Genomic DNA, 12969 nt, shown 5'->3' with positions numbered 1-12969 from the left:
GAGTTCAGGCGGCATCGACGAGGATGAATTCAGCATTCTCCTCAGCCGTGATGGTGAGTTCGGGCTCGTCGATGGCGGCGATGCCGTCACCGACCGCAACCCGCTGCCCGTTGACAAGGATCACGCCCTGAGTGGGGGCGAGATAGGCGTGCCGGAATCGAGCCGGCGCGTGAGTGAGGGTGGTTCCGGCAAGAAGGGTGGCGCCCAGGACCCGCGCATCGGCGCGGATCAGGAGGGTATCGGCACTCTTCGGATCTCCGCTTGCCAGCTCGATGAGGCGCCCGGCGCGATCCGCCTTGGGGAATTTCCGGCTGTCCCAGCGCGGTTTTCCGCCGCGGTGGCGCGGAAGCAACCATATCTGGAAGAGCTTGAGGGGGTCTTCGTCGCGATTGTGTTCGGAATGACTGATCCCAGTTCCAGCGCTCATGACCTGGACATCGCCGGCCACGGTCCGGCCGACATTGCCGGTGCTGTCTTCGTGCGTCACCGCACCTTGGCGGACATAGGTGACGATTTCCATGTCAGCATGGGAGTGGCGGCCGAAGCCGGTGCCGGGCGCAATCTCGTCGTCATTCCAGACCACGAGGGCGCCGAGGGCACCATTCGCCTTATTGCCGCCGGCCGAAACGACGAAGTGATGGTGCGCCTTCAGCCAGCCAAGATCACCATGATCAAGCGTTTCTTTGGATCGAAGTTGCAACATGACCGTTCCTCGACTTCAGACTCGATGGGTGTCTGTTTCAGGAATGGTTATGGCGCCGAACCGACGGCCGGATTAGTCAGCAGATTATGGACGCGTCGTTCCATCTGGTGAACGAGCGACCGACTGCCCGCTCTATGGGACGGCTGACGATCTCAACGCTGCGGCAACGAAGTCGATCACCGCCCGAACACTTGGCAACATGCCTCGCCGCGAGGCAAAGACGAGATGCATGATGCCGTCGGTGCCGCTCCATTCGGGCAACACTCGTACGAGCGCGCCGGTTGCAAGCGCGTCTTTGCAATAACTGGCTGGCAGCAGCGCAATCCCTGCGCCTTGGCGTGCGGCCGCCATCAAAATGTCGAAGCTGCCGCTCGCAAGACGAGGCTCGACGGCTATGCTGCTGACATCACCGTTTTCGGCCGTCAGTTGCCAAGTGCCGCCGCTCTGTTCTTCCTGGTCCAGGACAGGGAAGTTGGCAAGGTCTGCCGGCGACATCGGAACACCCGCCGTCGCCAGCAGGTCCGGGCTCGCGACCAGGATGCGTCGGCTGACGCCGATCCGCTTCACTTGCAGGTCGGCGTCGGTGTCGAGACGTTCCCGAACGCGGATTGCGACATCGACCCCTTCGTGAATCAAGTCGACCCGGCGGTTGGTTGTGATGCATTGAACGCGCAGTTGGGGATGGGCGGCAAGGAAACCCGGCAAGGGACCGGCAATCGCGCCCTGAAGTCCGAGCGGGCAGCTCAGTCGAACAAGCCCGCGAGGCTCGGCCTGCATTCGAAACGCGGCCTCCTCGGCAGCTTCGGCCTCGATCACCGCTGCCCGGGCGTGCTCGAAAACCTGTTGGCCGACCTGGGTCAGGCCGAGTCCTCGCGTGGTTCGATCGAGCAGCCGCACTCCGAGCCGCTCCTCCAACAAGGCGACGCGACGACTAACGCGTGATTTCGGCAGGCCCAATGCACGGGCTGCGGCAGAGAACCCGTGATGGACAACGACGGCCGCGAAGAACTGGAGGTCATTAAAGTCGCGCATCATGGTCCGTGATCGGCCTTTCGGATCAGTTTCACCTTCCCCAGCCTACGCGCAGCCGGTCTTGACTAATCTTTACGATTGTATAGTATAATGGTCAGCTTGATTGCAAGCAAGCTGGAGATTGTGAAAGCGAAGTTCGGGTGCAGGATCACAGTTGGCGGCGCTTGTGCCCTGCCGCAGGCACAAGCACGTTGGACTGGACGGTGACTTCTCCGATCATCCAATGATTGGCCGGGAGCCCGTGTGCAGGGCACGACAGGGTCCAAGTTCCGCCCCGGTCTGCAATAGCGTTGTTGTTCAAGACCGCGCTCTCGAATGAGGGCACCCTGTCCCGCTGAGACACGGAGACCAGCTCATGAGCGAACACGTTACCATCTCGCCCGGCGAAGCCGCAGATCGCCTTGCGATCCGGGAGCTCGTCGATGCCTACGCACACTGCGCCGATCGGCGCGATGCGAAAGGCCAGATGGCGCTCTTCACCGCAGACACGCATTTCGTGGTGTATATGAACGCCAAGGATCCGATACCGTCGCAGGAACTGCACTCGCGCGAGGCGCTTGCTCCAGTTTTCGCGGAATTGAACAAATACGATGCCACGACACACTTTATCGGACAGAGCACAATCTTTTCGCTGTCGCCCGACCGAGCCACAGGGGAAACCTACTGCCTGGCACATCACGTTACGGTCGACGATGGAAAGCGGCGCTTGATGCTCGCCGCGCTCCGCTACCTCGACACGTTCGTGAAGATGGACGGCTCGTGGCTGTTTGCGGAGCGCCGGCTCTACGTCGACTGGTTGGAGGAGCGCGCACTTTCATGACAGCGAGCCAGACGGGTTCAACGAGCGCCTCGGAATCGGAGACGAACGTTCCGGCGGCGGGCCAGAAGAATCTTGTCATCGTGGGCGCGACGGGAATGGTCGGTGGATACGCGCTCCGCTACATGCTCGATCACCCCGCCGTTGGGCATGTGACCTCTGTCGGGCGCAAGCCGGTCGGCATCCCGCACCCGAAGCTCGTCGAGGTTCTTCATCGAGACTTCGCGGATTGCTCGGCACTCGCGGAGGCGCTCTCTGGTCAGCACGCGGCAGTGTTTTGCCTGGGGACCTACACGGGGACGGTATCGGACAAAGAGCTACGCACGATAACCGTAGACTACACGATCGAGTTCGCGCGCGTTCTCCGTGGCAGCAGCCCCGCCGCGGCATTCGCATTTTTAAGCGGTGCTGGCGCAGACCCGACCGGACGAAGTCGGATGCCCTTTGCACGCTACAAGGGCGAGGCCGAGAACGCATTGCTCGCGGCGGGCTTCCCCGGCGTTTACCTCTTCCGACCCGCATATATCTACCCGGGGACGCCGCGGAGGGAACCGAATTTCAGCTACCGCCTGTTGCGCGCGATCTACCCTGCGTTTCGGGTGCTGTTCCCCCACCAGGTGATCCGCGCCGACGATCTGGCCCGAGTGATGGTCGAGGTCACGTTGCAGCGAACGGATGAGCGCCGAGGTCCGGTCTTCGAGAACCGCGACATCCAAGGTATTGCCGAGTCGCTTTGCCCAAATGGCATCCCGGATTTTTCATAGACGAACTCCGCTCCACCTCCCGCCTCTTTGGCTTGCATCGTGAAGCCACGTTAACTTCAAGGAGCTGTTCGGCTCGATTTCCCGGCCCGCGCTCGCGCCCGATCCCTGCAACGCGAGCAGGAATACGTGTTGGCCGAGACAGGGCGATCAATGTGCGCGTGCTGGACGCCGGTTGCGAACTTTCTCACCGCCTGACAGGAGCTGATCGTACAATCGGTCGAGCTCGCGCGCCTGATCGGGCGTGACATCCTCGAAATCCAACGCTTTCAAATCGTGCTGAGTTGGTTGGTAGTTGCGACCATTTTGAATCGGCCACTCACCTTTGTGAGGTAGCCGAGCATCCTCTGCCAATCCAGCGCTCGCCGGCAACAACGACGCCAGAACCATTACACCAACAAAAACGATCTTGCCTGGCATGGCTCGCTCCCAGTTGTCGATCTTGAACGAAGTCAAAAGTCACCGACTCCACGAGTGAAGAAGCTTGCGCGGCAGAGCGGTGACCATCCTGCGGCCGCCGAGCTTGAGGGCCATTTACCCCAGCAACATCTGCGCGAAAGGATCGCGCGCAGGCATATGGGGTTGCACGGTTCGCGGCGCGGATCCGCAATCCACGTGGCGAACTTGGACGCTCGGCCGGACCACATACTGGTCCGGAACATACGCGGCGTCAGGTGCACGCGCGGCAGGAATGCCAAGCGCAATGGTTCTCACTGCCAACATTGCGTAAACGAGAACAGCACGTCGCGATCGATCAGCACTCACTGCGATTCTCCCGTGTAGCAGGGTTATGGCGCACCATAGAGCGGACCCGGAAAGGGCTGGCTCTTCTTCCTTCGAGACCGATTTATCGCAGCCTTAATCCAACAAGATTAGGTGATGGATCCGGTCACCCGAGGCGTCGGGCCAGCGAGTAGTCGCGATGGATATTTCGACCTCGCGCAGAAAACCTCGCAGCCCCTCGACAACCCGTTCGGCACGAGGTTGTCACCGATGTCTCAGGTGCGATCTGTTACCTGTCGGACCTTACGCATGATGCAGCTCGTTAGTTCGTCCTGAACGAGCTCAGCTCCTGCGTGCCCAAAGTCGAATGTTGAAAGGGCACGTGCCTCCCGCGTCCGCCTCTTTGGCTTGCATTGTGAAGCGCCACGCCGGAGCCCCGGGAGGCAGAACCACCATTGACTTAATGTTCTCTTTTTGTTCTTATGGTCAAATACTCCAAATGTCGCGGCGGAACGGTCGGGATGGAAACGACGGCCAGCATCCTCCACGCGGATCTCGACGCCTTCTATGCATCCGTCGAGCAGCTGCTCAACCCATCTCTGCGCGGCAAGCCGATCGCGGTCGGCGGCGGCGTCGTGCTCGCCGCGTCCTACGAAGCCAAGGCCTTCGGCGTCAGCGGTGGCATGTCCGGATGGCGGGCGCGCGAACTCTGTCCACACCTGATCTTCGTCGACGGCCATTTCGAGCAATACAAGCGGCTGGGTGATGCGGCGATCGATGTGCTCAATGATTTCACCCCGCTGGTCGAGCGGATTTCAATCGACGAGGCCTTCGCCGACGTTGCAGGCTGCACGCATCTGTTCGGATCGCCGGGCGAGATCGCCAGTGCGGTCCGGCGCCGCGTCCGCGCAGAGCTTGGCCTGCCGATCTCGATTGGCGTCGCACGCACCAAGCACCTGGCCAAAGTCGCCTCGCAAGTGGCTAAGCCCGACGGGCTGGTGGTGGTCGATCCCGACGCCGAGCTCGCTTTTCTGCATGAGCTACCCGTCGAGCTGATGTGGGGTGTCGGCCCGGTCACCAGAGCCCGACTCGCCGAAATCGACATCCATACCATCGGGCAGCTTGCGAGGGCGCCGGGATCGTCGCTCGAGCAGCTACTCGGTCGCGCGGCCAGGAAGAAGTTGACAGCATTGGCGTGGAACCGCGATGCGCGAGAGATCAAAGCGCATGGCCGGGCGCACTCGGCCGGCGCGCAGGCGGCACTCGGCAAAAGGCCTGCCGACGAGCAGGTGTTCGGCCCTGCGCTGCGTCATCTTGCCGACAGGGTTGCCACCCGGCTGCGGGCGAGCGTGCGGCCCGGGCGAACCGTGACCGTCCGCGTTCGTTTCGCCGACCTTCGATCGGTCACGCGCTCCGTCACGCTCGATGCGCCGATCTCGGCGACCGCGATCCTGGCCGAGATCGCCGAGCAGCTCGTACGCAGGGTGCTTGCTGATCATCCCGACGAGAAGACGATCTCGCTGCTGGCGATCTCTGTGTCGCACCTCGAGACGCGCTGGGACATGCAACTCGAACTGCCACTCGGACTCGACGACGAGAAGCGCCGGCCCGGCACGAGGCAAGGGATGGCGCGCTGGTCGGCTGACCACGCCATCGACCTGATCCGCGATCGCTTCGGGCACGAGGCGGCCGGATATGGATCCGTCGCGCTGGATTTCGCCCGTTCCGTCCCTGACGCGTTTCGCGAGCTTGCGCAGAAGGACCTTTAATCCGGCGCGCGCATGCCGTTTCCAGGCGAGAGCTCGCCCGGTTGTGTCCTGAACGGCGCCGGTTGGTTTCTGTTCACGGCGCAACATTCTCAGGATTCGCGCCCGTTGTCGTCCTCGTATGGCTCGGACGTCGTTCCATCTCTCGCCACAGGAGACTGACGAAGACGCTTGCCAGAACGAACGGTACGCCGAAGAAGAGATACATCTGTTCGACGGGGAAAGCACCCGCTACCAAAAACCCCGCTGCCGGCGGCGCCAGAACCGCGCCGATGCGACCAAATCCGAGCGCCCAGCCGACGCCGGTCGCACGCATGAAGGCCGAATAGACGGTCGCGGAAAACGCCAGCAAGGCATACCCCGCCGCAGACGTGCAAAATCCGGAGAGGAACACTACGCCTGTCATAAGCGGCTTGCTGCCCAGAGAAAGGCCGACGAGCGCAATCAATATGCCGCCGACCGCGAGCGCGATCATCAGTACCTGATCGGACCGCAGCCGCGCGGGCGCGGCTCCGATAGCTATCGTTCCCAAAACCCCGCCGAGATTGTAGACGCCGGTCATCTGACCGGCTGTTGCAACCGACCAGCCCGCCTGCTGCATGAGGGTCGGCGACCAGAAAGCATTCACGACAAGCGCAGACCACACCATCAGCGAGGTGAGCCACAACCACGTCGTCTTTACTCGCTCTTCGGCGACGAAAAGTTGCTGGACCGTTGTCGTCGTGCCCATCCGTTGTCCTGCCGCAGGTGGCCGCTTCACGTCCTCCTTGGGCAGGGCGACGGCTATGACCGCCGTGGCCGCGAGCGGCACGATCCCGCCGAGAAAGAACACCGCTCTCCAACCGAACATGGGAATCAGCACCGAGCTGACGAGGCCGGCGGCCATGCCGCCGAGCGGCACAGCCACCGACATCAGAGTGACGACGCGCGCCCGTTTGTCGGGCGGAGCCTGATCGGAGGCGAGGCTCACATAAATCGGCGTGGCACCTCCAAGACCGATGCCGGCAAACAGCCGAAACAACAACAACAGATCGAAAGAGCTCGTAACGGCCATCGCCAGGGAGCAAACGGCAAACAGCGCCGTCGTGCCGACCAGCGGCCACTTTCGACCCAGCCGGTCGCCGAGAGGTCCGAACACCATCGAGCCGGTAAGAAAGCCGATCTGAAAGGCGCTGGACAGCCAACCGAAATGGACGGTCAGAACATTCAGATCGGTCGCAATTTCCTTCGCGGCGGGCCCGACCGATTGCATGTCGAACCCGTCCAGGAATGCCACCACCGAGCAAAGGAGGACGACACGCAGTTGCAGGGAACCCACGTCACCCTCCCGTCGCTCGAGTTACGCCATCAGCGAGTCAAAGGTGATCGGTGAACCAGTCGGCGATCAGACTCGCCGCCGGCTCCTGGCGATCGAGCTGCACGTGGGCAGCGCCGCCCTCCTCCGCGGTGTAAACGCGCATTTGCTTGTTTTTCGATCCGATCGCGGCGAACAGCGCCTTCGCGTTCTCGAGGCTGGTCTGCCGATCATGCTCGCCGTGAACCAGGAGAATGTCGCAGGAGATCAGCAGCGCCGCTTCGCGAAGATGGAAAGGCTCGAGCAGCTTCAGCGCCTCGTCGAAATCCGTGGCCCCGACGATGTTGAGCAGGTGCTTGCCCGTCGTGCCCAGCGCCTGCCCGTAATCCAGGGTCGCGCCCCTGCCGATCGAGTTGAGGCGTCGAACCCAAACATCGTGATAATCGTAGATCGCCCCCCATGCGACGCACGCCTTTATCCTTTTCTCGTATGCGACCGCGCGCGGGGCGGAATAGCCGCCCATGCTCGCACCGATCAATCCCACCCGAGATGCATCTACTTCGGGCCTCGCGCTGAGCCACTCGTAGGCGGCCGTGGCGCAGACTTCGGTATCGTGCCGTGCCTTCAGACCGTTCAAGCGCAGGGAGGCACCCTGGCCTGTGATGTCGATTCCGAGACACGAAATGCCGCGCGCGGCCAGATGAGACGCCATCGGAAACATCTCTTCCTTGGTGCCGTCCAGGCCGTCCCAGAGAATGACAGCGGGACTACGGTCGGTCGTTCCGCGCGCCGGAACGAAGTAGGCCGACAGGGTGGTCGACCCGAAGGGCACGTCTACGACCTCCACACGGGAAGGCGCATGCAAGGCGAAGCGATCGAAGCTCTTGAGGTGAAGCCCGTAAGTTGGCGAAGCGCGCTCGTCGTCCGGATCGAGGAACGCCTCCGCCCACTGATAGTATTGAGCGGCACGGTAGAATTGCGAGGAGGCGGTAATGCGGTGCCCCTTGCTTTCGGCTTCTTCTCCGATCGCTGCGGTTTGATGCGCCAGCTTCAGCCATGCTGCATACCAGGCTTCGGAGTCGCCCTGAGGAGGCGCCTTGGCGGCCGCCTGAAGCCCTTGCAGCGCCCAATTGATCTCGCCAAAGTGACCGCCGGCCGCGAGGCAGCGGTTGACTCCCAACGACCACATGTAATTACCGGGAAAATAGAAGAACATTGTTTCGGCTTCCTCCTTCGGGCAGGTTCGGTGCCAGGACGCTTCCATGCTGGTATAGGAGGGGCCGATCAGACTCGGGACGTCCGACCGTCCCACGACTGATCGAATCGTCCGGAAATTGAACAGGCCGCGCGGATGCCTCATCGCCTTGGACCACATCGGATCATCAGAGACGGCGAGTCTTATGGCGCCGGCATCATTCAGGGATCTTTCGGACGGGTGACAGTCGGTCCAATAGCCCGCGCGCTGGTCCCCCATGTTCACGCCGAGTACAACCTGCTGTTCCGGCTGGAGGGCCCCGACCCGCTCTTCATCTCGGAAAAGCGGCCGCTCCACCTCAGCGAGGAGGTGACGATCGCGTTCAATCCTTGGCAGCCGCACAAAAAGGAGCCGAGTGCGAACGGTCCCTCGCAGGTCCTGGCGCTTCTGATCAAGCCGGATTGGCTGAGCCGGATCTTACCGACCACGTCGGCCCACGCCGACGCAATCTTTTCCAGCCAGCTGGTGCCGAACACCGACGAAGTGAGGCGGAAGGCAAGGAGGCTTGCGCACGCTGTAGCAGGGGCTGCCGTCGAAGCGGACGGAATCTACGAGACGCTCGTTGCCGATTTCCTCCGAGCGGTCACGGACGCAGATGCGTCGAGCGAGCACCGCGGTGAGCGTCGCATGACCGATGCTCGGATCCGCCGCGCCGTCCGCATCCTTCGGGATCGAGCCCACGAAAATCCGAGCATGGAGGCGATCGCCTGCGAAGTCGGGATGTCTCGATCGCGCTTCTTCGAGCAATTCAAGCGAACCGTCGGTGCATCGCCGCAGCAGTACCTTGATTGGGCTCGCATGAGCCTCGTCACCGAAGCGCTGGTCTATCGAACGTCCAGATTGCAGGAAGTCGCAGCAGAATTGGGCTTCGCCGAACTGACGCATTTCACCAGATTTGTCCGACAACACCTGGGACTCTCGCCGGGTATCTTCCGCCGCCGCGCTTATGTCCTTGAGGAAGCGCGATCTGCCGGCTCCCTCGACTAATCGGACGATTCGGCCAATTCGGCCCGTGCCACAGCAGGCGATGCGCCATAAGGTGTCTGGTATCGACACCATCGAGGGCTTCTCCACGTGATCGGGCACACTCTCTTCGGCAGCGGACCGAACAAGGTCATCGCTTTGCACGGCTGGTTCGGCGATTCCTCGATCTTCGACCCGATACTCCAATCGCTCGACGGCGGAGCGCTGTCGATAGCCTTCATCGACTACCGGGGGTACGGCAAGTCGCGCGATATTGCCGGCGAACACACGCTCGCGGAAATCGCAAGCGACGCGCTCGATCTGGCTGACGCCCTGGGATGGCACCGCTTCGGCCTTCTCGGCCACTCGATGGGAGGCGCCGCGGCGTTGCGAACGGCGGTTGCAGCGCCGGATCGCATCACGAAGATACTCGCTGCGACGCCCGTTCCGGCCCACGGCGTGCCCTTCGACCCCGCCGCGAAGAAGCTCTTCGAGAGCGCGACCGAACAACCCGATTCACGCCAGGCCATCATCGACTTTTCGACCGGAAGCCGGCTGTCCGGAGCCTGGTCGAGGACGATCGCGAAGCTTTCCATGGAACGATCGAACCAGCGAGCGTTCGCGGATTACTTCCGGTCGTGGAGCGCGGGCGGGTTCGCCGACGCAGCCCGCGGTCTCGCAATGCCCATCCTCGTGATGGTCGGCGAGCACGATGCCGGCCTGACAGCGGAAGCCATGAAACAAACCTATCTTGCCGACTATCCGAATAGCTCGCTCAAGATCATTGCGAACTCGGGTCACTATCCGATGCAGGAAACCCCTGTGTACTTCGCAACCGAAATCCAGGCGTTCTTTTCCGCGGATTAGTGTCTGGCTTGGAGTGGAGCGCAACACTCGCCGGCAGCCGGCGGGCGGGGCACGAAGGCGGCGAGAATCCAACATATCACCGCGACCGCAGCCGCGGCCTCGAACCCGTCGATATAGGCGAGCACAGATGCTTGTTTGGCCACCGAGTTCGCCAGAAGCTTCATCGACTGTATGGCTGTCTCGGAAGCGTCGGCCAGATGACCGCCGACGATGCGCCCGTAGTCCAGCAGCCTGGACGTTGTGAGAGCGTCTTGCGACTGGATGTGGAGGCCGAGAAGATTGGAATGGATCTGCTCACGCTCACGGACGAAAGTCTGCATGAACCCCACACCTACCTCCCCGCCAAACAGGCGACTGGTCTGCATGAAGGTGCCGATCGTGACAGCTTCGGCCGGACTGATCGTGCGAGCCACGAGTACGATCAGGCTGGTCAACGCGAATGACTGACCGATCGCCTGCAAGGCCTGGGAGCGGATGAAATCCTCGGTCGCCCATTGGTCAGTCAGACCCGTAGCCAGTAGGCACGCAGCCGCGACCAGGGCCGCGCCGATGCCCAGCGTCCATCGCGGATCGACTCGCTTCAACGTCGCCGCCAGGGGAAGGACGATGAGAAATTGCGGCAACGCGATCCACACGAGCACGCTACCGACCTGCAGCGCACGATAATTCTGAACTGTCTGCAGATAGTTCGGGATGATGTAGCCAGTGGACAGTATGATGAACCGAAATCCTGCCAAAAGCGTGAAGAAAAGGATGAGATAGCCGCGCGAAAGGATGCGCAAGTCGATCGCCGGGCTCGCGGCAGTCAGTTCGCGGATTACGAAGCATGCGACCGCGAGCGCGCCGGCCAGAAGCAATCCGCTGACCATGCCGCTGCGCACCCAATCCAGCCGATTGCCCTGATCGATGCCCGCATAGAGAAGGCTGAAGCCGAGCGTGGCGTAAAGCACGCCCGGCCAATCGAGCAGGCGCAACTTCGCACGGTCGTAGGGTTCATCGCGAGGCATGCCGAACCATACACATGCGAACATGGCTGGAAGCAGAAGGCCATATTGCCAGTTGATCCAGCGCCAGGACCAATGGTCGGTATAGAAGCCTTCCAGGGAAGCTGCGACGTTCTGGGAAAACTCGGAGTTCATCGCGTAGATGGCGAGGCCGTAGAGTGTCAGCCCCTTGGGAACGTGACGGAGAATAAAGATTATGGTGAGCGGGATGAAGGTCCCTGATCCCAGTCCGCTGATAAACTCGGCCGCGAGATAGGCCTTGAGGTTCGGCGAGAACGGCGCGAGCACGCTGGCTGCGAAAAAGACCAGGATCGCGCCCATCAGCATACGCCGAGGGCCGATTACCGTCGCAAGATATGGACAGGAAATGCCTCCAATCAACTGACCGATTCCCAAGGCCGAGGTGATCCAGGCGCCCTCGTCAAAGCCGGCACCGAGCGCTCCGCGCAGATCCGCCACCCCGAACACGGTCACTCGCGTATTCAGGGTCGACATCATCGAGCCCAGCATGACGCCGAGCAGGCCAACATAGGGTGCGAATGATCCCGACTCACGGGCGTCGGCCGCGGGCGCCGTGACGGCAACCGTCACGGCGCGGTCTCGCCGGCCGCGAGGGGCGCGAAAAGCGCATCGGCACTCGAACCTGTGTCGATCGTCGCAACAACCGACATCCCCGGTCGGACCAGCGTACCGAGCGCAGGATTTGGGTCCAACACAATCTTCACCGGCACGCGCTGCACGACCTTGGTGAAGTTACCGGTTGCATTGTCCGGAGGGAGAAGCGCGAAAGTCGCCCCAGTGCCGGGGGACCAACTGTCCACCCGTCCCGTCAAGACGAGCGAGGGAAAGGCGTCCACCGTGACGCGCGCGGGATTCGCGGCGCGCACGCGCGTCATTTGCGTCTCCTTGAAATTTGCTACCACCCACAGATGCGGCAACGGCACGACGGTAACCACCTGGCTACCGACGTTTACGAACTGACCGGGGCGCACCTGCCGGGCTCCGACCATGCCGTCCGCCGGCGACACGATCCGCGTGTCGATGAGGTTGTTGTGTGCCAGCGTCGCCTGTGCCTCGGCGGCCTTCGTTTGAGCGGCGAGCTGCTTCTCCTGGACATCGAGCTCGGACAGCAGCACCTTTTGCTGCTCGAGTTGAGCCCGGTTGAGGGCCAGCGTCGCCTCGGCCTTAAGGGCATCGGCGTCGGCCTGCTCGACGCGTTGTTCGGTGCCGGCGATCTGCGTCTGAAGCAGGTTACGCTGACGCCTGGCCTCGGCGGAGGCCCGGTCCAGCTCGGCCTGGCTGGCCCGAATGGTCGCTTGCGCCTGCTCGATCAGCGTCCGTTGCGTTTCCCGACGGAACGCGATCTGCGCTTCGGCAGCCCTGGCGGCCGCCAGGTTGGCGGAGGCAAGATCGAACTGCGCTTGGTAATCCGTCGGATCGATCTCGACGATTGGATCACCGCGATTGACGCGCTGATAATCCTGCACCGAAACGCGGACGATATATCCCGACACCTTGGCCGCCAGTGGGGTGATGTCGCCCGCCATGTAGGCGTCGTCGGTGCGCTGGAAGCGGAAGGCGCCCGTCCACCTGTCCCACTGCCCCGCGACGATCCACGCCGTTGCGGCAATGGCGACGGCGAGAAGCGCGTGAAGCGCAGGATGACGCAGCAGATCGCGCAGACCGAGACGAGCGGTCACCTCGTGCGTAGCGTCAACCATGACCGCTCGAATTCCGTCGGCATCATGTTGCCGTCGATCCTTGCCATGATCCGATTCCAGCGA

At 62.4% G+C, this 12969-nt stretch carries 12 protein-coding genes; 5 read left to right on the top strand and 7 right to left on the bottom strand.

The window, feature by feature from the left end; all coding sequences use genetic code 11:
* Positions 1–4: 4 nt before the first annotated feature.
* Both QOU61_RS08675 and QOU61_RS08670 read right to left on the bottom strand, forming a co-directional pair.
* Complete coding sequence (locus QOU61_RS08675; RefSeq protein ID WP_289657696.1) at positions 5–703, bottom strand: pirin family protein; 699 nt, start codon at positions 701–703, stop codon at positions 5–7.
* 132 nt (positions 704–835) lie between these two features.
* Positions 836–1738, bottom strand: a complete 903-nt coding sequence (locus QOU61_RS08670) for a LysR family transcriptional regulator (protein WP_289657695.1) — start codon at positions 1736–1738, stop codon at positions 836–838.
* Between the two features lie 352 nt (positions 1739–2090).
* Here QOU61_RS08670 and QOU61_RS08665 point away from each other — a divergent pair, with 352 nt between their 5' ends.
* Together QOU61_RS08665 and QOU61_RS08660 are read left to right on the top strand one after the other, a co-directional pair.
* Complete coding sequence (locus QOU61_RS08665) at positions 2091–2555, top strand: nuclear transport factor 2 family protein (protein WP_289657694.1); 465 nt, start codon at positions 2091–2093, stop codon at positions 2553–2555.
* The gene (locus QOU61_RS08660; RefSeq protein ID WP_289657693.1) at positions 2552–3316 is read left to right on the top strand and encodes an NAD(P)H-binding protein; all 765 of its coding nucleotides are present in this window, start codon (positions 2552–2554) and stop codon (positions 3314–3316) included. Before QOU61_RS08665 ends, QOU61_RS08660 begins: the two co-directional genes overlap by 4 nt.
* 147 nt (positions 3317–3463) lie before the next feature.
* Here the strand turns inward: QOU61_RS08660 and QOU61_RS08655 are convergent, their stop codons facing one another.
* Positions 3464–3733, bottom strand: a complete 270-nt coding sequence (locus QOU61_RS08655; protein WP_289657692.1) for a hypothetical protein — start codon at positions 3731–3733, stop codon at positions 3464–3466.
* A gap of 824 nt (positions 3734–4557) precedes the next feature.
* Between QOU61_RS08655 and dinB the strand changes: the two genes are divergently transcribed.
* On the top strand, positions 4558–5805 hold the full coding sequence (dinB, locus tag QOU61_RS08650) for a DNA polymerase IV (RefSeq protein ID WP_289657691.1): 1248 nt from the start codon (positions 4558–4560) through the stop codon (positions 5803–5805).
* Between the two features lie 73 nt (positions 5806–5878).
* Here the strand turns inward: dinB and QOU61_RS08645 are convergent, their stop codons facing one another.
* Positions 5879–7120 (bottom strand): MFS transporter, encoded by a 1242-nt coding sequence (locus QOU61_RS08645; RefSeq protein WP_289657690.1) that lies wholly within the window; start codon positions 7118–7120, stop codon positions 5879–5881.
* Between the two features lie 37 nt (positions 7121–7157).
* Entirely contained in the window at positions 7158–8312 is a 1155-nt protein-coding gene (locus tag QOU61_RS08640) for an alpha/beta hydrolase family protein (RefSeq protein ID WP_289657689.1), read from the bottom strand.
* Between the two features lie 135 nt (positions 8313–8447).
* Between QOU61_RS08640 and QOU61_RS08635 the strand changes: the two genes are divergently transcribed.
* The gene (locus tag QOU61_RS08635) at positions 8448–9338 is read left to right on the top strand and encodes an AraC family transcriptional regulator (RefSeq protein ID WP_289657688.1); all 891 of its coding nucleotides are present in this window, start codon (positions 8448–8450) and stop codon (positions 9336–9338) included.
* 135 nt (positions 9339–9473) lie between these two features.
* Positions 9474–10181, top strand: a complete 708-nt coding sequence (locus QOU61_RS08630; protein WP_289657687.1) for an alpha/beta fold hydrolase — start codon at positions 9474–9476, stop codon at positions 10179–10181.
* Here QOU61_RS08630 and QOU61_RS08625 read toward each other — a convergent pair.
* Both QOU61_RS08625 and QOU61_RS08620 read right to left on the bottom strand, forming a co-directional pair.
* A complete protein-coding gene (locus tag QOU61_RS08625) occupies positions 10178–11776 on the bottom strand; it encodes an MFS transporter (RefSeq protein WP_289657686.1) in 1599 nt (532 codons plus the stop codon). The two genes, QOU61_RS08630 and QOU61_RS08625, sit on opposite strands and share 4 nt — an antisense overlap.
* The gene (locus QOU61_RS08620; protein WP_289657685.1) at positions 11773–12906 is read right to left on the bottom strand and encodes an HlyD family secretion protein; all 1134 of its coding nucleotides are present in this window, start codon (positions 12904–12906) and stop codon (positions 11773–11775) included. Before QOU61_RS08620 ends, QOU61_RS08625 begins: the two co-directional genes overlap by 4 nt.
* Positions 12907–12969 lie beyond the last annotated feature (63 nt).

The organism is Bradyrhizobium sp. NP1 (assembly GCF_030378205.1).
GTDB lineage: Bacteria > Pseudomonadota > Alphaproteobacteria > Rhizobiales > Xanthobacteraceae > Bradyrhizobium.
Note: the sequence above shows the minus strand (reverse complement) of the source record. Positions and strands in the feature narration are given on the sequence as shown.

Bases quoted from the DNA above. Each gene is read 5' to 3' on its own strand.
- QOU61_RS08675 (WP_289657696.1), bottom strand. From the start codon at position 703: ATGTTGCAACTTCGATCCAAAGAAACGCTTGATCATGGTGATCTTGGC.
- QOU61_RS08670 (WP_289657695.1), bottom strand. From the start codon at position 1,738: ATGATGCGCGACTTTAATGACCTCCAGTTCTTCGCGGCCGTCGTTGTC.
- QOU61_RS08665 (WP_289657694.1), top strand. From the start codon at position 2,091: ATGAGCGAACACGTTACCATCTCGCCCGGCGAAGCCGCAGATCGCCTT.
- QOU61_RS08660 (WP_289657693.1), top strand. From the start codon at position 2,552: ATGACAGCGAGCCAGACGGGTTCAACGAGCGCCTCGGAATCGGAGACG.
- QOU61_RS08655 (WP_289657692.1), bottom strand. From the start codon at position 3,733: ATGCCAGGCAAGATCGTTTTTGTTGGTGTAATGGTTCTGGCGTCGTTG.
- dinB (WP_289657691.1), top strand. From the start codon at position 4,558: ATGGAAACGACGGCCAGCATCCTCCACGCGGATCTCGACGCCTTCTAT.
- QOU61_RS08640 (WP_289657689.1), bottom strand. From the start codon at position 8,312: ATGTTCTTCTATTTTCCCGGTAATTACATGTGGTCGTTGGGAGTCAAC.
- QOU61_RS08635 (WP_289657688.1), top strand. From the start codon at position 8,448: ATGCCTCATCGCCTTGGACCACATCGGATCATCAGAGACGGCGAGTCT.
- QOU61_RS08620 (WP_289657685.1), bottom strand. From the start codon at position 12,906: ATGGTTGACGCTACGCACGAGGTGACCGCTCGTCTCGGTCTGCGCGAT.